This window comes from Pseudoflavonifractor sp. SW1122 (genome assembly GCF_012027765.1).
Classification (GTDB): domain Bacteria; phylum Bacillota; class Clostridia; order Oscillospirales; family Oscillospiraceae; genus Enterenecus; species Enterenecus faecium.
In genome coordinates this window covers 12,437-37,209 of sequence record NZ_SJOS01000013.1, presented here as the reverse complement: position 1 = coordinate 37,209, position 24,773 = coordinate 12,437, and the positions used below count along the sequence as shown (strand labels likewise).

Here is a 24,773-nt window from a genome sequence, read left to right as displayed (position 1 = left end):
CATTGAAATTTTCCAGCCCTCATGATACCCTGTTGTCAGGAATTCCGTATAGAAAGGTGGGCCTTCTATGGAGCCATCCAAGAAGGATTGGAAAATGTTCAGAGAAAAGATCGGTCAGTGGCAGGAAGCCTATATGGAGATCTTGAACCAGAGATACATAGCGCTTCTGTCTAATGAGGAGTTGCCTGCCTCTGAGCGGTTTTGGAAATTGCAGCAAGCCATTCAGGTAGACAGGCACAGGCCGGGTGTTTGTCTTGAACTGAGAAAACAGACGATGGTATATGACCTTGCTGCGCTAATCGAGGATCGTGCCATTACGGGTGAGGATCTTGCTGAGTTCAGTGATGAAGTGAAGGAACGGGTAGCCATGCTCTTGCAACAACCGCTTGGAGAGTAACTCTAACCCTCGTTGCCAGAAGAGCCATGAGGCAGAGATTTTGACCACACAACCCGCCGCAAAACAGAGGAGAAAGTAGGGGGAGAGCATGGGGGAAAAGATTGATTTTCGAAAGGCAGCGCAACGAGAGCGGGAAAAGCGGGAGCGGCAGTTGTGGCAGGCGCTTTGCGGGCCCTTGCACGCGATTGTGGAGCTATGGCCCTGGGGGTGGCTGGACCCGGAGGATCCCTTTCTCTTCATCACCAAGTCCGGGGATCGGGCTGTCTATTTTAGCTGCGTGCAGGAAGAGGAGAACGATGTGGAAATTCTCATATTTCCCTCCCCAAGGGACTACCAATGCGCCTTCCACCAACGGCAGCCCACCAGACAGGAAATTCGTCATTTCATTGAAATAGAGCAGTATACCGTCTCCCTGGTGCATTGGGAGGCGCTGCCCGGTGAGGTGACGGAGCGCTACCGGCACTTGGGACTGGACTTCGGAGAGGGGATGTGGCCCTGGGTGACGGGAAAACGCAGAGGCTACCTGGACACCGACGTCCAGGGGGAGGAGCTGGCCTTTGTGGCCGATTGCCTGGGGAACTTTCTCATGCAGCTGCGAGCCATACAGGAGGAGGGGATGCGCCCGGAGTTTCAAAAGGGAGATATGATGCTCCGCTTCTATTCTGCCCGGGAAAACCTGTGGATGAACGTAGTGGCACCGCTGGAATTTCCCGCAGACCCCGGAAATCCAGTGGTTTTCCGTCCAAATTCCTCAAAGCTGCGAGCCATGCAGGGGTTAGGGCGCAGTGCCACCCATCGGAAGGTGGAATTTGACTTTGGCTGGCAGCAGGAGCCGGAGGAGGACGGCTGTTTTTGGATGGAAGTGCTTCTCACCGACCGGGAGACGGGAGAGCTGCTGTGCCTGTATCGGTGCAGGCCGGAGGAGCTGATGAACTGTGCCTTTACGGCATGGAGAGAAGTGGTGGAGGAACATGGGATCCCATCTACGCTCTACCTTTGCCGGGACGAGAGCTATGATCTATTTGAAGATCTGGCCCAAAAGTTGGGGGTCAAAATCAAACGGGTCAAGCGTCTGCCCGCTGCGGAACGGATTTTGCGGGATTTGGGCGCAGTGTAGGAATAGCTGGCAAAGCGTGTTTGACCACACACCCAGCCACAGACCGCCGTGGAACACACGGATACCCCATGGCTAGAAAGTGACAGAAAGCAATCAGACTGGAGTGAAAACCACGGGAAAGGAGCCAAAATAATCAGAAAAAAGTTCTTTTTCCGCTTGGTAAGGATGAGGTCGGCAGTTCGAATCTGCCTAGCAGCTCCACGAGAAACCTCGGAACGAATGTTCCGGGGTTTTTTGTTTGCCTGGAGAAAGATAGGTGGATGTGATCGATGATCGTGAAGAGCATCTTTACATTGCTATACGTTAGAGATGCGATGCCCACAGAGTGACGGGTAATTGTATAGGAATCCATAATAAAGAAAATATGTGTAAGGATACAAAGCTTGCAGCCGCTTATCGGGATGATCCGACAGGCGGCTGCTTTTATTTTCAGGCTTTATCAATCTATATAATACGACTATATTATATGGTTTACTAGGGAATATGCTATTAAGCATAGTAAATAGAAACAACGGTGTTTTTTAAGAAAAGTTGTGAAAGCTGTTCAATTAGTGAGTGGGTGAAAAACTGAAAATTAACCTATGTTAATGAAGTTGAGAAGGAAGAGTGGTATAATATGGTGTGCTTTAGTAAAGAACTGCGGAAAAGGGTGATACGATGGATTTGCACACTTTTTTTGCTCGTCTGCTTTCCACAGAAAACGAGGCGCTCATTCAAGAATTAATTACGTGTACTACTGTGCATGAATATAAAAAAGGCGATATTTTAATTCAAGCAGGAGAAGCGGTCAGCAAAGTGGACTTTTTGTTGACCGGTATATACCGTGGCTATTTTATTGATTCAAATGGACGGGACATTACAGATTGTTTTGCTTACAAAACAGGATCACCACTACTACCTTCTACCGAATTGAATATACCGGCAATCATATCAATACAAGCAATCACCGCTGGAAGTGTTGTTTCTATCTCAATGGATGCTGTGAGAAACCTACTTCAAAAATATCCCGAGGTAGGCCAGCTATATATTCGCTTGTTGAGTGAGTCAGCTCAAGAGCACTGGAAGATTAAAAATGCAATCTATCAGTATACAGCGCTACAGAGATATCAATGGTTTCAAAGCAATTACTCAAGTTTGGCTCAAAAGGTATCGAATCGGTACATTGCCTCCTACTTAAACATAACACCCGTGACCTTGAGCAGAATACGGGCCAGTTTACGAGGTCGTGAGGATGAAATCGAGACTCGTGAGGGGGACAGGGATTATTGAAAACGAAGGTAAAAGCAAAGGATTGCAACTTGGTTGTGCGGGTGAAGACAAGTTTTGGAGAGACTTTCGATGAAGAGAAATTGAGCCAATTTTGCAGAACGTGTAGTCGAGGCTTCTTGAAACCAAACGTATTAAAAAAGAATTTGGTTGAATATCATGGACCGATCGGAATTAGTCTCTATGAGCGGCTTATGGAGCCGATGTCCAAACGAGATTTTCTATTTATTCTAGAACAAGTAGTGGTAGCGTTACAGAAAATAGATGAAAATCACTTGGATTTAAATGCTTTAGTGTTGAATTTACAGTATGTTTTCATTAATCGAATGACACGCGAAGTGTGGTTTCTTTACGTACCAACGACAATGGAATCAAAAGAAACAGACGTACGTGGTTTTCTTGAATCCATTGTTTACTCGGTAAAGCCGGCTGAGAAATGTGATGAAGAGGCGATTGCCCAATTCATGTATTTCCTTAGAGGGCAAAAGCAAATTGAATTTGAGAAAATCGAACGTTACATTTCCAAAGAGGATGGCAATATAGTTCGTTTGATTCGAAAGCAGTTAGGAGGGCAGAGTGGGTTTATCACAAACAAGATGCGGCACTATGTTGAGCACTATGAGAAGAAACAAGACGATGATGAACCTACAGAGTTGCTGGAGGAGTGTTCCGGAGACTTAGAAGAGGAAGCCACCGGCCTCTTGGATGATGAAAGTCCCCATGACGGGACAGAGGCTTTCGATACGAAAATGGGAGAAGAGGAAGCTACTGGTTTGCTTCTGGAAGAACATGAAGATTGGACCGATGAGGAGGCGACTGGCCTGTTGCAGGATAATACTTACGACGAGGAAGCAACAGGGGTGTTAAGTGATGATGATACCATGTTGCTCCAGGAAGAGTGTGAAGCCACAGCTTTGCTCAATTCCAATACTGCAAGAGTTCAGTTCCCTATTTTATATCGTGTTTCCACAGCGGAGAAAATATCCATCAATAAACCTGTGTTTCGTTTGGGCAAAGAGAAAAGCTATGTCGATTATTTTGTTACAAATAATGTAGCGGTAAGCAGAAGTCACGCAGATATTATAACTCGTGGGACGAAGTGTTTTATCATTGATTTAAATTCAAAAAATCATACCTATATCAACGATGAACCCATTCCAGTGCATTGTGAAGTAGAAATTCATAATGAGGACAACTTGCGACTTGGAAATGAGGAATTCGTCTTTTATCAATGAATACAAATGGTAGAGCTTACTGTGGGAGGAGTGAGGGAGTTTGCGGTTTGTTGTGACAGCGGATTCTGACGTGGGGACTTCAAAACGCACGAACCAAGACAGTGTGTTGGTAAAACATGCGGCTACAGATATAGGTGAGGTTGTTATGGCAATCATCTGTGACGGCATGGGAGGTTTGTCAAAGGGCGAGTTAGCCAGCGCAACAGTAATTCGAGCTTTTTCAGAATGGTTCCACCGTGAGCTGCCATTTGAGTTAAAAGAATTGGACATGCAAATAGTGGCAAGCAAGTGGTGCTTGCTTCTCAAAACTCTTAATGCCCGCATTCTGGAATACAGTGCAAGTACAAACGGGGAGAGTATGGGAACAACCTTTTCAGGTATATTGCTGGTGGGCGAGAAGTATTTGATTGTTCATGTAGGTGACTCTCGTGTGTATTACATCTCGACATCTCTGGTACAGTTGACCACGGACCAGACGTTTGTGGCAAGAGAAGTTGCTCGGGGCACGATGACCTTGGAACAGGCAAAGACGGATAGGCGGCGGAATATGCTGCTTCAGTGCGTAGGAGCCTCTAAGGTTGTGGACCCTCAAGTAATATTGGGAACCACTGAGAGGGGAGCATACATGCTATGCTCGGATGGATTCCGACACGAGATTAGCGAAAGAGAAATATATGAATCCCTTAACCCCATCAATTTGATCAACAAAAGTGCCATGCACAGCAATACAGAATATCTCATTGAATTGGTGAAAAAACGAGGAGAGAGGGATAACATCTCTGTGGTGTTGGTCAAGGCTGAGTGAGGTGGATGAAGTGACTGCGATTGGGACTGTCATTGATGGGAAATACGAGCTTCTCAAAGAGATTGGACGCGGCGGCATGTCCATCGTTTACTTGGCAATGGACAAGCGACTCAACAAGCAGTGGGCGGTTAAAGAGATCCGCAAAAAAGGAAGCGGAAAAAATGATGAGATTGTTGTCAATAGTCTCTTAGCAGAAGCCAACATGATGAAAAAGCTGGATCATCCAGCATTACCTCGTATCGTTGACATTATTGATAATGGAATTACCATCTACGTGATTATGGACTATATCGAGGGAGAGTCCCTGGATAAGGTCTTGCAAGAGTACGGAGCGCAACCGGAGGAGTTAGTGGTGGGCTGGGCAAAGCAACTCTGCGATGCACTGTCCTATCTGCATTCCCAAAAGCCACCGATTATTTATCGCGATATGAAGCCGGCAAATGTCATGTTGAAACCGGAAGGGAATATTAAGATCATTGACTTCGGAATTGCACGAGAGTATAAAGAACAAAATTTGGCGGACACAACGGTGTTGGGAACTAAGGGCTACGCTCCACCGGAACAGTATAGTGGGCAGACGGATCCCAGGTCTGACATTTTTGCATTGGGAATGACCATGCACCACTTGTTAACAGGGGTTGATCCACGTAACGGAGAGCCTTATGCCCCGGTAAGACAGTGGAATCCCGAGTTATCTGAAGGCATTGAAATCATTATTGATCGCTGTGTGGAACCTGCAGCAGAAAATCGGTATCAGAGTTGTGCAGACTTGCTCTATGACCTAGAGCATCCAGAACTCATTACCAAAGGGTTTAAAAAGAAACAAAAGCTGAAGCTGCTGGCTTTTACAGCTTCTGCAGCTCTATGCGTGGCCGCTGGTATTGCTGGAGTCGTCTTCAATTTGGTAGCAACGAAAGTAAACAACCAGGACTATGATGCCAATGTTGCGTCTTCTGATCCAGCAAGGTACTTTGCTGCGGTCGAAATTTATCCAGAGCGAGTAGAAGCATACGATAAATTGATTGAGTATTTTAAAAATGTCAGCGCCACAAACGATGAGATTACGAGAGTGGGAAATACCATCGAAGCCAATGCAGAGTATCTGGATCTCAAAGATAGTGCCGTTGCGGACATGTATTATGACATGGGTAAGCTATACTTTGCTGATTATGATGGTTCTTTCAAAAGTCGAGCAGTTAGTGCGTCGAATTTCTTCCAGACTGCAGCAGAGGCTGATGCCGACTTTGAAAAGAAAAATATTGCATCGTGTTATGATTCTATATGCAAATTTATGACGAATCAAAGCACGACATCGGAACATACGCTAGAGGATTTTAATACACTGTTTGAAGAGATTGACCAGGCAATGGAGACCGTCGGAAAGGCCACAGATAGTGAGTCAAATTACGATAAAATTTCCCTTTACTATGTAACAATGCTCCTTGTCAATGACCAGGCAGAGTATATGGCTGGAGTAGGATTCCAACGGGAGAGAGCGCTGGATTTGATGGAGACCTTATATCGAAGTACCAACTCAATCACCTCTACATTGTCTTACGTCAATGAATTGAAGGATAAAATCCGTTCCAGTTATGACTCCTTTGTGGCAAATATAAACGCTAAGTACAATGAGGTGGAAAAGCGGCAACAAGGGGGGAATGTATAATGGCAGATACACTATCACTATTATCGATTATCTCCTTTGTAGTTGCTGGCGTATGTCTGGTCATTTCTGTTGTGCTGTGGATTATCTTTCGAATACCTTCTGTCATTGGAGATCTTTCTGGGCGAACTGCTAGAAAATCCATTGCAAAGCTGAGAATGTCAAATGAGAAATCTGGGCCAAAGGGCTACCGAGAAAGTAAAGTTAACATTCAACGTGGGAAAGTCACAGGAACCATGTCTGGCCTTGAAAAAGGGCAAAAAAAAGCTGTTTCTAATGGAACAGGGCAGCGGCCTGAAACGGGACTGCTGTATGAAAATTTGTCGGAAGGTGTAACCTCTGAAACCACGGGACTGCTGGTGGAAGATGGGACGACCCAACCGCTGGAAGAGAACATGGTGCGAGAAGTACAACGGCTCAGTGGCGTAAACATGGAACTCATAGAAGAAATTATGTTCATTCATACACAGGAACATATTGATTGATTAGAGTGGAGAAAGAGGAGTGAATTGGAATGAGGGCAAAGAAACGTAGACAAAGTAAGAGAGTCCTTGCTGCATTCTTGGCATTGGCTATGGGTCTCTCCCTGACACCAGGCGGATTGGTAGCCTATGCTGCAACAGATGAGCATCCAGAAGCTGTAACCATAACCGTTGTCAATGAGGATGGACAAGCAGTTCAAGGTGCTTCGGTTGCAATTTCCGTTGACTCCACGAGCTACGGGGAAAATTATATTACAGATACAAAGGAGACAGACCAGTACGGCGTCGTTGAAGTAATGTCTGGTGCCGACTTTGTGGAAGATGAGTTCTCTCTGTCGGCAACGGTGACAGCTGATGGTTACGAAGCAAAAGAGCTTATGGACACTCCAATCGTCACCGCAGAAGATAACTTCCAGGTTGTGCTGACTGGAACAACGATAGATGATGTGATTATTACAGGACAGACTTTGACCTATAATGGAGAACCTCAGGAATTGGTGTCTGTCACTGAGGTGGCAGGCGATATCGTTACATACGAAGCAGTTGGAGATACTTCATTTGAGTTGAATGAAGAGGGTAAACCTGTCGCAGTGAATGCAGGTACTTACGAAATTAAGGTTACCGTTCAAAGAACAGGCAAGGAGGATCTTGTTCTTCCAGTGACAGCTGTGATTCAGCGCGCAGACATTGAAGGAATCTCCATCGAAGGACGAAGTCTTGTCTATAATCGTAAGGAACAGGAACTGGTAATTTTGAAAGGCGACTTCCAAGAGAATGATGTGGTAACTTGGACCGTGAATTCTGAGGAGTTGGTATCGAAAGAAATTCCAGAAGCAATGGCAGTTGGTTCCTATACTGTGGTGTTAAAGGTTGACCGCGGCCCTAACTACAATACATTGGTGACCGAGATGGTAACTACCAATTTGATAGAGGGCGAGCTTAACCTGGAAGGACTTACAGTAACAGGTCTGGATGGTGTGTACAAGGTGGATGATGAAGGTATACCTGTTGCGCAGCCAGCTGTTATCGTGAATAATCAAGGTGATTACGATTTGATGTATCAGCTTGATGATGGTGATTTGGAGGTCAATGAGGAAGCCTGGGTGAAAAATACGATCCCTCAGGTTACTAATGCAGGTTCCTATATTGTTTGGGTGAAGGCCGTTAAAGAGAACTATAACGATAGTGATGTAGAGGTGATCCCCGCTGAGGGAGCGATTGCTCCGTACAATGTACATGTAGCCAAGGCAGAGCAATCATTTGATTTCGATAAATACGATGCACATACCAGTGAAGATGAGCGTGAGTCGATCACCATAAACGGTGCAGTACCCTATAAAGATGTTACCTATGACTTTAGTGCCACGGACACAGAAGCTCTTACAGGGGGCTCAATCACCTACGAAGTGGATGCTGAGGAAGGAATTGCATCCATTGATAATAACGGTATTTTGACGGTCTATTATCCTGGAGACATGACCGTGATTGCCACCCTGTCTGGGAATGAAAACTATAGCGAGTGTGTGATTGAGTACCACTTGAGTGTGAATGGTGAAGTGTCGGCACAGGGAAATTATATTTCCTTCCCCCAACAACAGGTGAACTATACCCTTGGAACATCAGATCAGATTTCTACGCAACAGGCGGTAAAGAACGATAACCGGATTAGGGGCGATATCACGTACTCCATGAAAGCGGTTGCTGGCGTAGAAATTAACGAACAGAACGGCACTTTGTTGGTAACAGATTATAACGCATTGGCGACTGCGATTCGAGAGGCAGACGGTGCGCTCAATATCACCGTCACTGCAACCAAGGAAAAAAAGGGCGTTTATGGTCAAGATATGGCCGAGTATATGGTTACTGTTTCCTTCGAAAACACACCGGATGTGCCATATACGTTACCCAAGGTCAATGGAGGGAACGGATGGTATACCACAAATGTTGTTGTAACACCCGCTTCGGGTTATAGCATCGCCCAGTCGGCATCTGGGAATTTTGCTGAGACAACTACATTTGGTAACCAAGGTGCGGCTGCCCGGTATGTCTATCTGAAAAATATAGAGACAGGGGGCATTACGGACCAGATTCTGGTGGACATTAAAATTGATACATATGCGCCAGAGACAGATAAGATGGGAATCGAGATTTCCCACCTGTCCATTATTGAAAAGATCGGGCTTCTGTTTGGGTTCTTTAACCCCTCTGTGACCGTTGAATTTACAGTTGAAGACGAGCTGGGAGCAGATGAATCGGGGGTCGATCATCTGAAATGGTTCTATACGAAATCGGATGATGCGACCAGCTCGATTCTAGCAGATAAAAGCGGAACGCTGGAAGTGACAAAAGAAGATGGGAAATATGTAGCATCCCTTACAGTGACTGCAACGGAAGCAGAGCAGTTCCGCGGGCATATTGCATTTAAGGCGTACGATTGTGCTGGAAATGAAAGCGCAGAAGTCAAGGAAGACAACGTCGTAATTGTCGTTGATACCATAAATCCGTCCATGGATGCCAGCTTTCAGCTGGTGGATAACGGCGGGGTATATAACCCAGTGAATCGGGATGGTGTGGTACAGCACTATTTCAATGGTGATGTGGCCTTTACCTTCACGGTGAAGGAGGCCAACTTCTTCTCGGAAGACGTTGAAATTGGTGTTACAAAGGACAATGAGACCTATGACGTAGATGTGGAGTGGACCGTAGATGAGACCAACGATGAGATCCACTATGGTAAGTTTACACTCAGTGGTGACGGGGACTATGTTGTTACCATGCGCTATCACGATCAGTCTGGAAATGTCATGGTGGATGACGACGAGAATGAGGTGGAGCTATACACCTCTGAGGTGATTACCATTGATACGACCGAGCCGGAGATTGAGTTTGAGTATGTTCACGATGGGGATATCCAGAAAACGATCTTTACCGTTGAGGAACACAACTTCTCTGCTGATCATGTTGTGGTAGCCAATAGCAGTACCATGCAAGATGTTAATGGGAATCCCATTGCATTTACAGCGGAGCAGTTGACTGCAATCCTTCAGAGAGCCACTTGGACCCAAAATGGAGACACTTATACATTTGAGTACGACCAATACGTCAATGGTATTTATAATCTTAAGCTGGACTATACGGATTACGCCGGTTGGGTAGCAGAGCCTTTCACAGGTGATGAGTTTATTATTGACCATGATGGCCCCACAGGGGTAAAAATTGAATATGCAAAGTCTCCTGTGGATACGTTCCTGGAAACCATTACTTTGGGATTCTACAATCCTTCTGTGACCGTTCGGTTTACTGCGTATGACACCAGCTCTGGTGTGGACTCCTTCACATGGGGATATACAAAGGAGACTGGTGCAAGTACCATTAAGCACCCCGAAAAGCTGGAAGATACAACCATTTCTGCTGTGAGGGATCAAAATGATAAGTCCAAGTTTACCGCAGAGACAACCTTGACTGCTGATGAATTGACACAGTATAGAGGGTATCTCAGTGTGGTGGCAACGGATAAATTCAACAATGATAGTCAGAAAAAAGTGGATGATGGAAATATCATTGTTGTGGATACCATTGCACCTGAAATGACAGTGGAGTACACACCGGCAGACCGAACTGTTTCCAATACCAACCAGTACTACTACAATAATGATGTGGATATTACCTTCACAGTGACAGAGGCAAATTTCTACCCCGAAGATGTCAATGTGTCCGTGACAAAAGACGGGAAGGTATTTGATTACGGGACAGTAAATTGGGGAACGAGAGATGCTAATGACCGCACAGTTGGTACCTTCACACTGCAGGCTCCTGAGGATCACAGTGGAGATGGTGATTATGTAATCGCTGTGGAGTACACGGATCGTTCCAACAATGAGATGGTACGATATGTGTCTGATGTACATACCATTGATACGGTATTGCCTGAGATCGATGTGGAATACCGGAACCTTTCTGTGGTCAACACGTTAAAGGACGGGGACGGTCATAGTCGGCGTTACTTCGAAGACACACAGACTGCAGTGGTGACAATTGCAGAGCATAACTTTTATGCTGAAGATGTCAAATATGACATCGTAGCGCGGGATGTGGCAGGGAACCAGTTGCAGTTGAATGATTTGGTGACAATGTCTCAGTGGAAATCCCAGGGAGATGTGCACTCGATGACCATCACGTATCCCGGTGATGCCAATTATACCTTTGATGTGGCGTATGCAGATCTTGCTACCAACGAGGCAGTAGACTATGCCAGTGACTATTTCACTGTAGATAGGACGAAGCCTGAAAACCTCCGAGTCGAGTACAGCACTAGCGTTCTGGATACGGTTCTGGAATCCATGAGCTTTGGTTTTTACAATGCCAAAATGACGGTAACCATTTCTGCGGATGATGCGGTATCGGGCGTTCACTCGTTCCTGTATAGCTATCTCAACGCAGAGGGCGTCAGCGCTGTCAACGCGCAGTTGGTCAATCAAGCAATTGCTGCGGCAGATATCCGATATTCCAATGATGGGGTTACGGCTACTGCCTCCTTTGAGATTCCCAAGATGGTGTTGGCGGGTGATAACCAGTTCAATGGCACCGTAGAATTTACTGCAACAGACCGGTCTGGAGTGGAGTCTGAGATTCACAAGGAGACAAAGAGAATTGTCGTGGATAACATTTCTCCCACTGCGCAAGTAAGCTACAATGATCCTGTCAATGTAGAAGGAAATATTGCTTACTATGATGGAGATATTCAGGCAACCATTTCCATACAGGAGGCAAACTTCTACGCTCAGGATGTACAGGTGTCGGTCTCAAAAGATGGTGGTGTAGCAACAGCGGTTCCCACTACCTGGACAGATAACAGTGTGGATCGTCACACAGGCTCCTTTACCTTGAGTGGGGATGGAGACTATGTTGTTACCATCAGTTACAGGGACAAGTCCTCGAACCAAATGGAGACCTATACGTCCCAACAGATGACCATTGATACTCAGATTGAGGCCCCCACTTTCTCAATTAATGGGCAGACTGTGGGTGAAAAAGGCGGTGCCTACAAGAACGATGCTACGATCGCATTCGGGTTTGAAGATGTGAACTTTGATTCTCATACGGTGCAGTTGACGCGAACCCGGTTTGATAGCGTAGAGGATGTTACAGCTGAGTTTATTCAGGTGGGAAGCACTGCGACTGGTGGTTCTGGAAGCTTTAGTATCCCCAGCGAGGTAGGGAACGACGGCATCTATACTCTGACGGTAGGTATGACAGATAAAGCCATGCATACTACCCAGGCTCAAATGAAATTTACCATCAACCGCTTTGGCTCCGTATATGAGTATGATGAGTACCTGATGTCTTTGATTCAAGATGGCGGTCAGTATATCACCATTCAGGACGGTGAGAGCACTGCCATTACAAAGAATCTTGTGATCACGGAGTATAATGCAGACCAGCTGTTGGAAGGCTCCTTGCAAATTCTCATTACCCGAGATGGCCAGACAATAGAAGCGGAGTATACCACTGACTCTACTACCATTGATGGTGGAACCAGTGTTGGAGAGAGTGGATGGTATGAGTATATCTATACCATCAATGCCTCCAACTTCAAGGAGGATGGAGTATACAAGATTTCCCTTTCTTCTGCCTATGCGACCAGTGACTCGGAGCACAATGATTCTACCAGTGTCCCTGAGAACTCCATCGACGAAAGTGGAGCACAGGTTATGGACACCATGAGCTTTACCGTTGATACAACGGCCCCGGAGATTCGCAATATTGTTAATCTAGAAAAGCAGATTATCAATGCACAAACAGTGAATGTAAAGTATACCATCGTAGACGTTGGAGGCTTGAAATCCATAGAGGTTGTGCTAAATGGCGACGTCGTAGATGCGATAGACGAGTTTGATGATGGTGGGTTCAATTACAATGGACAGTTTACCATTCATGAAAGCTCTAATGCCCAGACAGTGCAGCTAAAAGTGACAGACCTTGCAGGCAATGTGACAGATACTGCAGCCGACGATTTTAATGCGAATGGATTGTTCGAGTTCTACGACACGATCACGGTGTCTACGAACTTCTTCGTCCGGTGGTACGCCAATAAAACGCTGTTCTGGGGCTCTATTTGTGGTGTCATTGTAGTTGTAGGTGCCATCTGTGGCATTGTTGCAACGAAACACAGAAAGAAAGCAGTCAGCAAATAATCCCCTAACGTTTGTTCCAGCGCTTCTCCCGTGCAGGCTTTTGCCTGCACGGGAGAAACGGGACTGTTTATTAGAAGTCAGGTGGTTTTTAAGAAAACCACCTGACTTGTGAGAAACAGGAATGAAGCTGGGAAAAGGGTGTGTGCCATGAATACGTTGGTGGAGAAGCAGTATGTCAAGGAATTGGTGTGTGGATCAAACTTTTCTTACATATTAGCAGAAGGTGGTTTGTTTTCTGCGACCGAGTATAAGGTCCTTCAAAGTCAGGCCAGTGGTTGCTTTGTCCAATGCATGAAGATGCTCTATAACGGAAATATTCAGATCTACTATTTAGCAAACCAGCTTAAGCCATTTGCAAATTTGATTCCATCTTTAGACCCGGAACGGTTTATGGCCGTTGTGATCAATTTGCTTGGAAATATTTTGAAGGTTCGGAACAATGGGTTTCTGAACTGCCAAAAGATTGATATCTCTTTTGAACATATTTATGTGAATCCTATTACATTGAATGTGGGTTTGGTATATCTTCCAGTGAATCACACCATTTATCCGGATCAATCCAGTTTTGAAAATGAAATTCGAACAGGACTGATCAAGCTAATTTCTGGCGTTTCGAATTTGCAGTCTCCTGCTACGATGCAGCTGTCAATGGATTTATCCAACGGTACGTTATCTATTGAAGACCTGTACCGTCGGTATAAAGGAGGAGAGGACTTCCTACAAGAGAAGGATAAATTACAAGGCAAGAGTAAGCACACTGTGAGTTTGTGTCTAACTGCGATGTATGCTCCGACCCGAGTAGAGATTCGAATTACAAAAGATAGGTTTGTATTAGGGAAAAAGGCCGGTGCAGTAGATGGTGTAATATCCTTCAATGATAAGATTAGTCGCATTCACTGTAGAATTGACCGAAAGGGCGAAAGATACACCATTACAGACCTGCAAAGTGCAAACGGGACCTATGTCAATGGAAAGCGATTACAGGCAAATCAGCCGTACAGAATCGGCAATGGTGACATAATTCGCATGGCAAACAGTGATTTTCAGGTGAGTACAAGGTAACGGAGGGAGCCCATATGGTAAAACCAAGAATCATCATTGCGGACGAAGATATGGACTATGTAATCCCGTTACAATTGAAGTTTGCAGAGGATTTCTTCGAGAGAATAGAGCTTGAAATTATCAGTGATCCCGCGTTCTTTGATCAATTGTTTTCTACGCCCCAGCAAGCAGATATTTTAATTATTTCAGAGCAGCTCTATTCTACCAATTTGCACCGTCACAACATTTCCCATATCTTCGTAATGATGGAGCAATATGAGGAGGAGCAAACTGCAGATCTGAAAGTCAATCATATTTTCAAATACACAAGTATTAAAGAAATTTTTAACGAAATCACCGGGAAAAGTGCTGAGGTACTCAAGGGGATGGTGGAAAAAAGACAGGAAACTCAGGTGATTTTGTGTTACTCAGGGTGTGGAGGAGTTGGTAAGACTACTGTTGCAATGGGGATAAGTGCAGCGCTCACAAAAAACTATAAAAGAGTACTGTATATGAATGCCTCACATTTACAGGTGTTTCAACAGATGCTCATAAACCATTCACCCATTACAACCATGGATGTGTACTCCAGATTGGCTAATCCTGGAGGGAACATTTACGCTGACATAAAACATGTCATTCGCAAGGAAGTTTTTAATTATCTGCCTCCCTTTAAGGCATCCCTATTATCACTGGGATTGAATTACTCCGTATACAAGGAAATTATCTGTTCTGCCAAGAAAAGTGGAGATTACGATTTTATTGTGGTGGATACAGATGTAACGTTTGATGAAGCGAAAACCGAACTAATCGGTGTAGCAGATCGGGTCATTGTGGTAACCAAACAGAGCATGGCTTCTGTGGTAGCAACAAACATATTGGTATCCAATATCAATGGAGTTAGTAAAGAAAAGTTTGTTTTTGTATGTAATGACTTTGTAAAAGAGGAAGATAACGCATTAATTTCACCTAATATTGCATTGAAATTTTCTGTTACAGATTACATCGAACACATCAGACGCTATGATTCCATGAAACCGGAGCAACTTTCCGCAGAGGGTGGAATCCAAAGAACTGCGTTTCTGATTCTTTAAGAGGGGATATGCATGAACAAGGAGACGGCCATTGTAATTTTTCATATCACAAAAAGAAAGATATCGGTTGATTTGGAAATACCGTTAAATATTACAGCAAATGAGCTGGTACTGGCCCTAAATACCGCGTATGAACTAGGGATTAATACCTCAGATATTAAGAATTGTTATTTAAAAGCGGAAAATCCCATTGCCCTTCTGAAAGGAAATAAGACCCTTGCAGACTATGGGCTACGTAACGGTAGCGATATTTACTACACGGAATAGGGAGAATATATAATGAATAACCGATATAAGATTACCATTTCCAACAATAATATTTATAAGGAAATTGAGCTAGATCAGGAGTGTCAGCAATTAAAAGTAGGCACTGGCATTGATTGTGATGTGAGATTGCGGAAGGAACTCTTTTTTGGGCCAATTGAACTTCTGTTTATGCGTAGCGGCGAGGGATGGTCTGTCCTTTGCTCGGATAATATTTATCTGACAGCTGGTGATGTTCGAAAGTTACTTACAAAAAGTTTGGTGCATGGCGATTCTCTGGAGATTAAATATCAGGAATCGGATCAATATGTGTTTTCTCTGGAGTTTTTTATTGATTTTGATGATGGAAAGACGAGATATGAGCGAGTGGTTAATATTGCCAATAAAGCTTCCCTAACAATCGGCACAAGTCAGGGAAACAACATCGTATTGAAAAGTGAATACGTCAAGCAGGACGAAGTAATCTTAAATAGAAAACAATCCAAGTATGAGTTAAATATTAAGCAAACAACTTATGGGGTATATATAAACGGCAAGCGAGCCAAAAGTGGAGATACCGTTTGCAGTGGAGATTTCTTATCTATTTCTGACTATTTCTTTTATCTAAAGGGAGACCAGCTGTGGTCTCAGATTCGCAGCGACTTAGGTGTAAACGGTTTGGAGTATATCGATCACCCTACTCAAAATATATATCCAGAATTTCGTAGAAACACCCGGGTAAAAACAGTTGTTTGCGATGAAAAAATTGAAATTTTAGATCCGCCTGCCAAACCTCAAAAGCCTAAGAATAATCTTTTTATGCGGTTGCTGCCCTCTATGGGAATGCTGCTTGCGGCAGGTGTTATGGCGTTTTTTGGTGGCATGATGATTATTATGTCGGCTATTTCTGGCGGCATGGCGATTTTTACTACTATCATGAGCATCCGTGAGGCCAATAAGGATTATAAACAGAGTTCAGCAGATAGAATTGAAAAATATAACGCATATGCAGCCAAGAAAAGGGCAGAGATTCAGAAGCTTCGTGATGAGGAAAGAGAGTCCCTTGAGGATATTTATATCTCTCAACAGGTGGCCGAGAGCCGCTTGGAGACGTTTTCTTCGTCACTGTTTGATCGGATGCCTGAAGATGAAGATTATCTGTGTGTTCGCCTAGGAAGTGGCGATGTCAGTTCTTTGCGGGTGGTTGACTACAAAAAACAAGAGCGTTTGGATATCGAGGATGAGCTCCAAAGTATTCCTCAGGAAATCTGCGAAGAGTTCAAAAATGTTCATCAGGCACCCATTGTCTGTGATTTAAAGAGCGTCAATGCAATTGGGATTACAGGAAGCCAGGAATATCGGTTTGAATTTTTGAAAAATATTGTGCTTGATATTACTGCACGCCAGTATTTCAGTAATGTAAACCTGGTGCTTGTGGCGAATTGCGAGCATAAGGAAGAAATTCGGTGGTTGCGGTTCTTGCCGCATTTGTACAATGAGGATTTGGGAATTCGGAATCTGGTTTGTGATGATGAGAGCAGAAATATTGTGTTTGAATACTTGTACAAGGAACTAAGTATTCGAGAACAAAATAAACAGTATGATCGCAACATTGTAGTTTTGTTCTATAATGAGTATGGCTTTAAATCGCATCCCATTTCAAAGTTTGTCAGCAAGGCAAAGGAACTGGGGATTAGCTTTGTATTCTTTGGGAAGACAGCTGCAGATATTCCGCAGGGGTGCGGATACCTTATTACCATTGAAGATCATGAGAATGCTGTGCTAACTAATACACAGAACAAGAGCGAGACATCTCCGTTCGAGTATACTACGATTCCGACAGAGAGAGCAGAGCAAATTGTAAAGCTTCTTGCACCGGTGTATACCGAAGAGATTTCGCTGGAGGGCGCTCTGACAAAGAATATTTCCATGTTTGAAATGCTCAATATTTTGGCGGTGGATGACATTGAACTGAAAAGTAGATGGGCTAAGTCTCAGGTGTTCAAATCTATGGCGGCACCTATTGGTGTGTCAAAGACCGGTGTTGTATATTTGGACCTTCACGATAAAGCTCACGGCCCCCATGGCCTTGTGGCAGGCACTACAGGATCCGGTAAATCTGAGATCCTTCAGACCTATATCCTGGCTATGGCCACACTGTTTCATCCTTATGAAGTCGCATTTGTGATCATTGACTTCAAGGGTGGCGGAATGGTGAACCAATTCCGGGAACTGCCCCATCTGCTGGGTGCTATCACCAATATAGACGGGAAAGAAATTAATCGCTCTCTGAAGTCCATCAAGGCTGAGTTGCAAAAGCGTCAGCGGCTCTTTGCAGAGGCAGATGTCAACCATATCGATAAATATATAAAAAAGTACAAGGCCGGGGAGGTTTCAGCCCCACTTCCCCATTTAATCATCATTGTGGATGAGTTTGCCGAGTTGAAGGCGGAACAGCCTGAATTTATGAAGGAACTCATCTCAGCTGCCCGCATTGGACGAAGCTTGGGGGTCCACTTGATTCTAGCGACGCAAAAACCCTCTGGCCAGGTAAACGAGCAGATCTGGAGTAACTCTCGATTTAAGCTGTGCCTGAAGGTTCAAAGTCAGGAAGACAGTAATGAGGTGATTAAATCTCCACTTGCTGCGGAAATCAAGGAGCCTGGGCGTGCTTATCTACAGGTTGGAAATAATGAGATTTTCGAATTGTTCCAGTCTGCATACAGTGGGGCTTCAGAGAAAACGGATGACTCCAAGGTAAAGGAGTTTACCATTTACAGCTTAACAGAATCCGGGAAGAAAGTTCCTGTTTTTTCGCAGAAAAAGCAAAAGAGTGGAGAAGGCAGTGCCACTCAGTTGGATGCTATTGTTAAGTATGTATCTGACTACTGCAAGAAAATTTCTCTGAGAAAATTGCCTGAGATTTGCTTACCATCTCTGAAGGAATGCATCGATTTTGAAACTTCTGGAAGAGATGGGTTGGAGAATGGGACCTATGAGGTAGAAATCGGAATATATGATGATCCTGATAATCAGTACCAGGGAGTGCACACCGTTGATTTGGGAAGTAACAATCTTATGATGATTGGATCTGCTCAGTCAGGTAAGACCAACGTCCTCCAAGATATCATTCGTAGTTTGTCCACCAAGTACACGCCAGATGAGGTTAATATTTATATCATTGATTTTGCCTCGATGGTATTGAAGAATTTTGAGAGATTGAATCATGTGGGCGGAGTAGTCTGTCCTTCTGAGGATGAGAAATTAAAGAACTTATTCAAACTTCTGCACGGTGAGATTGAGTCCAGAAAGGAAAGGCTCATGTCTGTAGGGGTGAGTTCCTTTGCGGCATATAAAGAGGCAGGGCAAAAAGAACTGCCGCTCATTGTTTTGTTAATTGACAACTTGACAGCACTCAAGGAACTTTATTTCCAAGATGATGATGAACTTCTCAATCTATGTCGAGAGGGGTTGACGGTGGGCATCAGCATCGTTATTGCAAATTCTCAAACGGCAGGCATCGGCTACAAGTACTTGTCTAACTTCTCCGCAAGAATGGCGCTGTATTGTAATGATTCTAATGAGTACAGTTCCCTGTTTGATCATTGTAGCGAGCGCATAGACAGTATTCCTGGCAGATGTCTGGTAGAGATTGATAAAGGGCATTTTGAGTGTCAGTCGTATCTTGCGTTTAAGGGAGAAAAAGAGATTGACCGTGTCCAGGAGATTAAACAGTATATTACATCTGTTAATGTGGTCCATCGTCAGAAGGCGAAGAGAATCCCACTAATTCCAACCTCTTTGACGAAAGAATATATGGTGGAACAGCTCGGGAACTATATGGAGGAGCCGTTCTCTATGGTTATCGGCTTGGACTACGCAACGGTTACGCCCTGTGTGCTTGACCTTGCCTCTGTAGGATTGCTGGCAGTTGCTGGCCGTGAGGGGGCAGGCAGACACAATTGGATGAAGTATACGGTGGATATGTTAGATACCATGTACCCAGGTATGTCCAAAGTATATGTGGTTGACGGCATTGGGAAGAAGTTGGCGTCACTAAAGAGTGGAGACAATGTTACTGCATACAGTATGATTGCAGAGGATGCGGTCCAGTACATCAAGGAGATGGAGCAGCAGTTAAAAGAACGTTATGAGGCTTTGGTTGCTGGCAATGAAAATGCATTGAATGATGTGCCGTTGTTAATGCTCATGGTAGACAATCAGGATGCGTTGATGGCTATATGTAACAACCCAGATGCGTTGGCGGCATATAAGAATATCGTGGGCAGATACAAGAACATGAAAGCCTGCATCGTTGCTCTTGTTGAGAATCAGAATATTCCTTACAGCGCTCCTGAAATTCTGAAGAATATTCGTGACCAGAGGAACTTTATGTACTTTGACGATATGAGTAATATGAAGATTTTTGATGTTCCGTTGGCAATGTCTCGTGCGTTCAAAAAGCTGATTGAGTTGGGAGATGGATATTACATCAAAGATAATGAGTGTGTCAAATTGAAAACTCCGATTTGTTCACATAGAGGAGGTCTGTCATGAACGTGAGTATAGTACCTGCACTACAGTCAAAAAGACAAAATTACGTTAGTAAAAAGAATAACGCTCAAAACCAAATCACAAGATGTGAAAAAGCGTATGATTCGCTAAGCAACTTCAAGACAACGGTTTCTCAAGCGCAAGAGGATTTCCACGCCATTAACTCTAATAAGTCCAGCATTTTGTCTGAGATAGCTAATGTTAAACAAAATAGCATTACAGCACAAAAGTATTATTCTGGAATGCAGGACATATTTTCTGGAATCGGTTCTAAAATCATTGGAGTTGTATACACTGTGCTGCTTGGTTCCATTTCCGCAAAGTTAAAAAGTTATGCAAACGCCGTAAACGATTACGAAGATGATATTGCATTATACGATAGAAAAATTGCGGAAATAGATAGACAGATTGAAGCGGCAAGGGAAGCTGAAGAGCTTGCAAAGTTAGCGTTAGGAGGTGGACAGTAATATGGCAAAGGATATTGTATGCGCAGAAGCAGAGCTCTCTATTGCTGCGAATAATCTTGTAGAATATGCAGATTTTTTATCAAGGACAATGGAGTCATATGTAGCTGTCCTTTCCGAAATACAGGAAAAAGGTATTCAGGACGATTTAGTTTGCTCCAAGCTATCTTCGATTGCACAATCCTTGAAACCTTATAAGACAGTAATCAAAGACGAGTGTGAAGATATAGCTGCTGATGTAAAGAACTATATTACGGAAATATCAAAAGCAGATAACTTCAAGTTCCCTACTGACATAACATCAACGATAGCTTCTCTTGTGGCGCAGTTCTTGTAAGCGGAGGTAATAAAATGGCTGATTCAGTACAGATAAAGGTTGATACCGCAGAGCTGGAAAAGAGAGAGAGAGAGTTGTCAGTATTATCGAAGAGCATAAAAAATCGATGTGTAAAGGTTCAGTTTACATACGCCAAAGGCTCTGTAGCAGATAATCTCATTGCTGCAGCAGGTCAGTTGAACGAAATTGGCGCAGCATTGTCCAACTTGATACAAAAAACTGAAACTGCTATTACTAATACTAGAGTTTCGTTTAGTAACACTGACGGTGCTCTTGCACAGTGGTGGAGTTCATCGGAGGAGTAGCATGAGAAGAAAAGTTAGATTTGAAATATTAGTTATTTTAATTCTATTGACGATAGGAGGGTGTGGATGTACAATGATCAACTCTGAGTGGCCGAGCAATAATGAATCGAACATTTCTTTGACCCAAAGACAAAAAGATATTTTAATAGAGCAGGGTCTGTCAACAGAGTATGCTGAGCTTTCCGTAGCGCAACAAGAAGCAATAGTTGAAATTGAAAACATGCTTTGTTATGTAGAAAACAAATATAATATAGCTTTTTCCTACGCTGGTTATAGTGCTCAGGGTCCGTTGGAACAAGAACACATGCGTGCGTTTCCAACATCCGGTAATAAAGAGACAGACAGTTTTACTATAACAAAGACAGATGACGGATATGAAGATGATTATATAAATATTGCAGCGAATCCAATGTTTGTTTCGTATGTGAGTGACGGAATAAAAGCTATTCTGCCAAACACAGAAGTAAAAGTCTTTGCTGAAATAACAAAAACTTCGTTGGTTGAAGTGCCAACAGCAGACACAGATCTACAAGGAAAAATAGAGAGTAGTATGTGGGTGTTTATTGATGGGGCTACTTTGAGTGTAGAAGATTTTGCTAATTTTAAGACGGGCTTTAACGAGTTCCTAACTGAATGTAAATTATATGGCATGGTACAACTTATCCTTCTCAAAGAGGGGGGGATTGCATATCCTACAAAATACAATTATACAGACTATCTATCTGAAGAATATTATACGGTACGAGAGACATTGTATGTAAATAAATAACACCATAATTGTGATTGGGGGTGGTTGAATGGCTCTAACGGATAATGAATTAGGTATGATAGAACAGCTTACTTACCTCAACGGAAGTGTTGCAGAGGAAGCAGGCATCAGTGGTTTTTCAGGCGTTAAAAGTGGCCAGAAAAACATGACTATTGCAGAAATTCTTGAGTGTTTTGACGAAGAAGCATTGAAAAGACTTGAAGAAAAAGGGGATCAAGACATTGGATTCGTTTCTGCAAAAGAATGGGCCGGTATTATTCGTTACCTAAAGAACAGCAAAATGAAAGATTTAATTTTGGTAGATACGATGACCAAGTCAGATGGAACAACACTTGCGCTATGTTTTGCTGAAACGGGGAATGCAGATGATGCAATCGTTGCGTTTAAGGGAACTTCTGGCGGTGATGAGTGGATTGACAACGTTGAAGGACTTAATGCAGAGGATACGCAGTGTCAAAAGGAAGCCCTTGATTTTATTGAGAGCCTTCCATACGGCAGCATTACCGTGACCGGGCATTCTAAAGGTGGAAACAAAGCGATGTATGTTGCAATCATCTCAGACAAGGTAACAAGGTGTGTTTCCTATGATGGCCAAGGATTTTCGCAGGAATTCATAGACAAATATTGGGCAGAAATTCAAGCAAAGGGCGGGAAAATTACTGCATATTCTCTTTCTACTGACTTTGTACATGCGCTGCTCTTTCCGGTGCCTAATTCAAACCAGATATACTGCCAAGGTTATGGTGTGGCTAATATTGCAGAGAATCATAGTCCAAACTCATTCTTTATGACAGATGCGAATGGAAATATTGTGGTGGATGGGAACGGCAACCCTATTATAGTACAAATATCTGAAGCCGAATCCATAACAATGTTGCATGAGTTTACCACCTTTGTGATTAATAATGCAAGTAATGAGGATAAGGAAATTATCATTGGATTTGTTTCTAAATTGCTTGCGATGGTTTTTGGAGGAGACCAAGTAAGCAAGGATGAACTGATTGACTACATACTTGGACAAGATGATGCTTTAGCTCTCGTATTGGCTTATTTAGTTAAATATATGGATGAGTATGATTTAGATGCAGATGACATTGATGGATTGCTGGAAACCTTGGGATTGAATTCGCTCAATAAATTGAAAACGCTAACAGATTTTGATGTTCTGGGGTATCACGTTGATGTAAATTTAAATCTTGCAAATATACTGAACTATATAAAGCAACAGCTTACAGATGGTAACGATGATAAGATTTTGAAATTTCTTATTTTACCTGCGTTAAAGGCTGTGTTTGCTGGTGATTATGAAATTGATATCACAGCCTTTTGGGAAAAAATCAATAGCAAGGTCAGGGATATTGATGGTTCCGGTGGTTGCGGAAACGCAAAAGCAAAGTCTGGAACAATCAGAGATTTTTCATCAAGTGTATATGACTCCCTTATGAATGCCATTAGTCGCATTGAAAATTTAGGCGGAGGTTCTGTATCGTCCTGGAGTAGTTATTCCGGTGAGGGATGGTACTCATCATTGCTTGTAGGTATTGCAATCAAAGGAATTAACGGATACTTTTCAAAAATTTCTGAAACAAATCAAACGTGTAAGGCAAAAATTGAGACGGTGTTTAATAATGTAAATACAATTGACAATACGATTTCGGCACGGCTTGTTTCGCGATGTCAAGAACTACAAGGTGCAAATACGTATATTACATCGATGGCTAATAATATTGTAAGTTAAAAAACGGAGGAGATATTTATGGCAAACCAGATTCGAATTACCCCTGATCAGATGAGAGAGCGTGCAAACCAGTATCGTGTAGAGGCAGACACTGTGAATGGAGTCATCAATAAGATGGATTCTTTGCTTCAGGCGCTCCAGGGCGAGTGGGAGGGCTCCGCTAGCGAGTCCTATGCTGCACGCTATCAGGAACTCAAACCCGGCTTTATGAAGGCGGAAGAGTTGATTCGCGAGATTGCAGCTGCTCTGGATTCTACGGCCAAGATTGTGGAGGAGACGGATGCCAGCATTGCCAGTCAGTTTAGAGGGTAAATACATAGCGCTGCGTTAAGGTATAGATGAATTAGAATAAAAGGAGGAAAAACAAATGGCAAATCAGATTCGAATTACCCCTGATCAGATGAGAGAGCGTGCAAACCAGTATCGTGTAGAGGCAGACACTGTGAATGGAGTCATCAATAAGATGGATTCTTTGCTTCAGGCGCTCCAGGGCGAGTGGGAGGGCTCCGCTAGCGAGTCCTATGCTGCCCGCTATCAGGAGCTGAAGCCTGGCTTTATGAAGGCGGAAGAGCTGATTCGTGAGATTGCAGCTGCGCTGGATTCCACGGCCAAGATTGTGGAGGAGACGGATGCCAGCATTGCCAGTCAGTTTAGAGGATAAATACATAGCTCTACGTGAAGCTACAGATGAATTAGAATAAAAGGAGGAAAAACAAATGGCAAACCAGATTCGAATTACCCCTGATCAGATGAGAGAGCGTGCCAACCAGTACCGTGCAGAGGCGGACACCGTGAACGGCGTCATCAATAAGATGGACGCTCTGCTTCAGGCGCTCCAGGGCGAGTGGGAGGGCTCCGCCAGCGAGTCCTATGCCGCCCGTTATCAGGAACTGAAGCCGGGCTTTATGAAGGCGGAAGAGTTGATTCGTGAGATTGCAGCTGCGCTGGATTCCACGGCCAAGATTGTGGAAGAGACGGATGCCAGCATTGCCAGCCAGTTCCGCGGATAACTCTAATTGCTAGGGCATAAAAATTCCGGCATTCCTTATTAATAGAATGCCGGAATTTT

General features: G+C 43.7%; 20 protein-coding genes. All 20 read left to right on the top strand.

All coding sequences use genetic code 11. The features are described 5' to 3' along the window. The first annotated feature begins 67 nt into the window (after nt 1-67). The 20 genes from E0L15_RS04950 to E0L15_RS04855 all read left to right on the top strand — a co-directional run bounded on the left by E0L15_RS04950 (nt 68) and on the right by E0L15_RS04855 (nt 24,714). Nucleotides 68-397, top strand: coding sequence for a multidrug transporter (locus tag E0L15_RS04950; protein ID WP_168124740.1), 330 nt, complete (start codon nt 68-70; stop codon nt 395-397). Between the two features lie 88 nt (nt 398-485). Further along, a complete protein-coding gene (locus E0L15_RS04945) occupies nt 486-1,514 on the top strand; it encodes a hypothetical protein (protein ID WP_168124739.1) in 1,029 nt (342 codons plus the stop codon). Nucleotides 1,515-2,171: 657 nt separating this feature from the next. Next, nucleotides 2,172-2,783 carry a Crp/Fnr family transcriptional regulator gene (locus tag E0L15_RS04940; protein ID WP_168124738.1) on the top strand — a complete coding sequence of 204 codons (612 nt, stop codon included), beginning with the start codon at nt 2,172-2,174 and terminating at the stop codon, nt 2,781-2,783. Continuing rightward, complete coding sequence (locus E0L15_RS04935; protein ID WP_168124737.1) at nt 2,780-4,015, top strand: FHA domain-containing protein; 1,236 nt, start codon at nt 2,780-2,782, stop codon at nt 4,013-4,015. The genes E0L15_RS04940 and E0L15_RS04935 overlap by 4 nt, the downstream gene beginning before the upstream one ends. 40 nt (nt 4,016-4,055) lie before the next feature. Continuing rightward, nucleotides 4,056-4,820: a protein phosphatase 2C domain-containing protein gene (locus E0L15_RS04930; protein ID WP_087392453.1), complete on the top strand. Its 765-nt coding sequence runs from the start codon at nt 4,056-4,058 to the stop codon at nt 4,818-4,820. 1 nt (nt 4,821) lies between these two features. Continuing rightward, complete coding sequence (locus E0L15_RS04925) at nt 4,822-6,486, top strand: serine/threonine-protein kinase (protein WP_204210581.1); 1,665 nt, start codon at nt 4,822-4,824, stop codon at nt 6,484-6,486. Beyond that, nucleotides 6,486-6,968: a hypothetical protein gene (locus E0L15_RS04920; RefSeq protein ID WP_168124736.1), complete on the top strand. Its 483-nt coding sequence runs from the start codon at nt 6,486-6,488 to the stop codon at nt 6,966-6,968. The genes E0L15_RS04925 and E0L15_RS04920 overlap by 1 nt, the downstream gene beginning before the upstream one ends. Before the next feature lie 29 nt (nt 6,969-6,997). Beyond that, nucleotides 6,998-13,159, top strand: coding sequence for a hypothetical protein (locus E0L15_RS04915; protein ID WP_168124735.1), 6,162 nt, complete (start codon nt 6,998-7,000; stop codon nt 13,157-13,159). Nucleotides 13,160-13,306: 147 nt separating this feature from the next. After that, on the top strand, nt 13,307-14,221 hold the full coding sequence (locus tag E0L15_RS04910) for an FHA domain-containing protein (protein ID WP_168124734.1): 915 nt from the start codon (nt 13,307-13,309) through the stop codon (nt 14,219-14,221). Nucleotides 14,222-14,235: 14 nt separating this feature from the next. Further along, on the top strand, nt 14,236-15,294 hold the full coding sequence (locus E0L15_RS04905; protein WP_087392458.1) for an AAA family ATPase: 1,059 nt from the start codon (nt 14,236-14,238) through the stop codon (nt 15,292-15,294). A gap of 12 nt (nt 15,295-15,306) precedes the next feature. After that, the gene (locus E0L15_RS04900) at nt 15,307-15,561 is read left to right on the top strand and encodes an EsaB/YukD family protein (protein WP_168124733.1); all 255 of its coding nucleotides are present in this window, start codon (nt 15,307-15,309) and stop codon (nt 15,559-15,561) included. Between the two features lie 12 nt (nt 15,562-15,573). Beyond that, the gene (essC, locus tag E0L15_RS04895; protein WP_168124732.1) at nt 15,574-20,094 is read left to right on the top strand and encodes a type VII secretion protein EssC; all 4,521 of its coding nucleotides are present in this window, start codon (nt 15,574-15,576) and stop codon (nt 20,092-20,094) included. Further along, nucleotides 20,091-20,558 carry a hypothetical protein gene (locus tag E0L15_RS04890; protein WP_168124731.1) on the top strand — a complete coding sequence of 156 codons (468 nt, stop codon included), beginning with the start codon at nt 20,091-20,093 and terminating at the stop codon, nt 20,556-20,558. Before essC ends, E0L15_RS04890 begins: the two co-directional genes overlap by 4 nt. 1 nt (nt 20,559) lies before the next feature. After that, complete coding sequence (locus E0L15_RS04885; RefSeq protein WP_168124730.1) at nt 20,560-20,892, top strand: hypothetical protein; 333 nt, start codon at nt 20,560-20,562, stop codon at nt 20,890-20,892. A gap of 14 nt (nt 20,893-20,906) precedes the next feature. Continuing rightward, entirely contained in the window at nt 20,907-21,197 is a 291-nt protein-coding gene (locus tag E0L15_RS04880; protein WP_168124729.1) for a hypothetical protein, read from the top strand. Between the two features lies 1 nt (nt 21,198). After that, nucleotides 21,199-21,966: a hypothetical protein gene (locus E0L15_RS04875; protein ID WP_168124728.1), complete on the top strand. Its 768-nt coding sequence runs from the start codon at nt 21,199-21,201 to the stop codon at nt 21,964-21,966. Nucleotides 21,967-21,994: 28 nt separating this feature from the next. Further along, entirely contained in the window at nt 21,995-23,704 is a 1,710-nt protein-coding gene (locus E0L15_RS04870; protein ID WP_168124727.1) for an Mbeg1-like protein, read from the top strand. Nucleotides 23,705-23,722: 18 nt separating this feature from the next. Further along, nucleotides 23,723-24,016, top strand: coding sequence for a WXG100 family type VII secretion target (locus E0L15_RS04865; protein ID WP_168124726.1), 294 nt, complete (start codon nt 23,723-23,725; stop codon nt 24,014-24,016). Nucleotides 24,017-24,071: 55 nt separating this feature from the next. Further along, nucleotides 24,072-24,365, top strand: a complete 294-nt coding sequence (locus E0L15_RS04860) for a WXG100 family type VII secretion target (protein ID WP_168124726.1) — start codon at nt 24,072-24,074, stop codon at nt 24,363-24,365. 55 nt (nt 24,366-24,420) lie between these two features. Further along, entirely contained in the window at nt 24,421-24,714 is a 294-nt protein-coding gene (locus tag E0L15_RS04855; RefSeq protein WP_168124725.1) for a WXG100 family type VII secretion target, read from the top strand. The last annotated feature ends 59 nt before the right edge of the window (nt 24,715-24,773 follow it).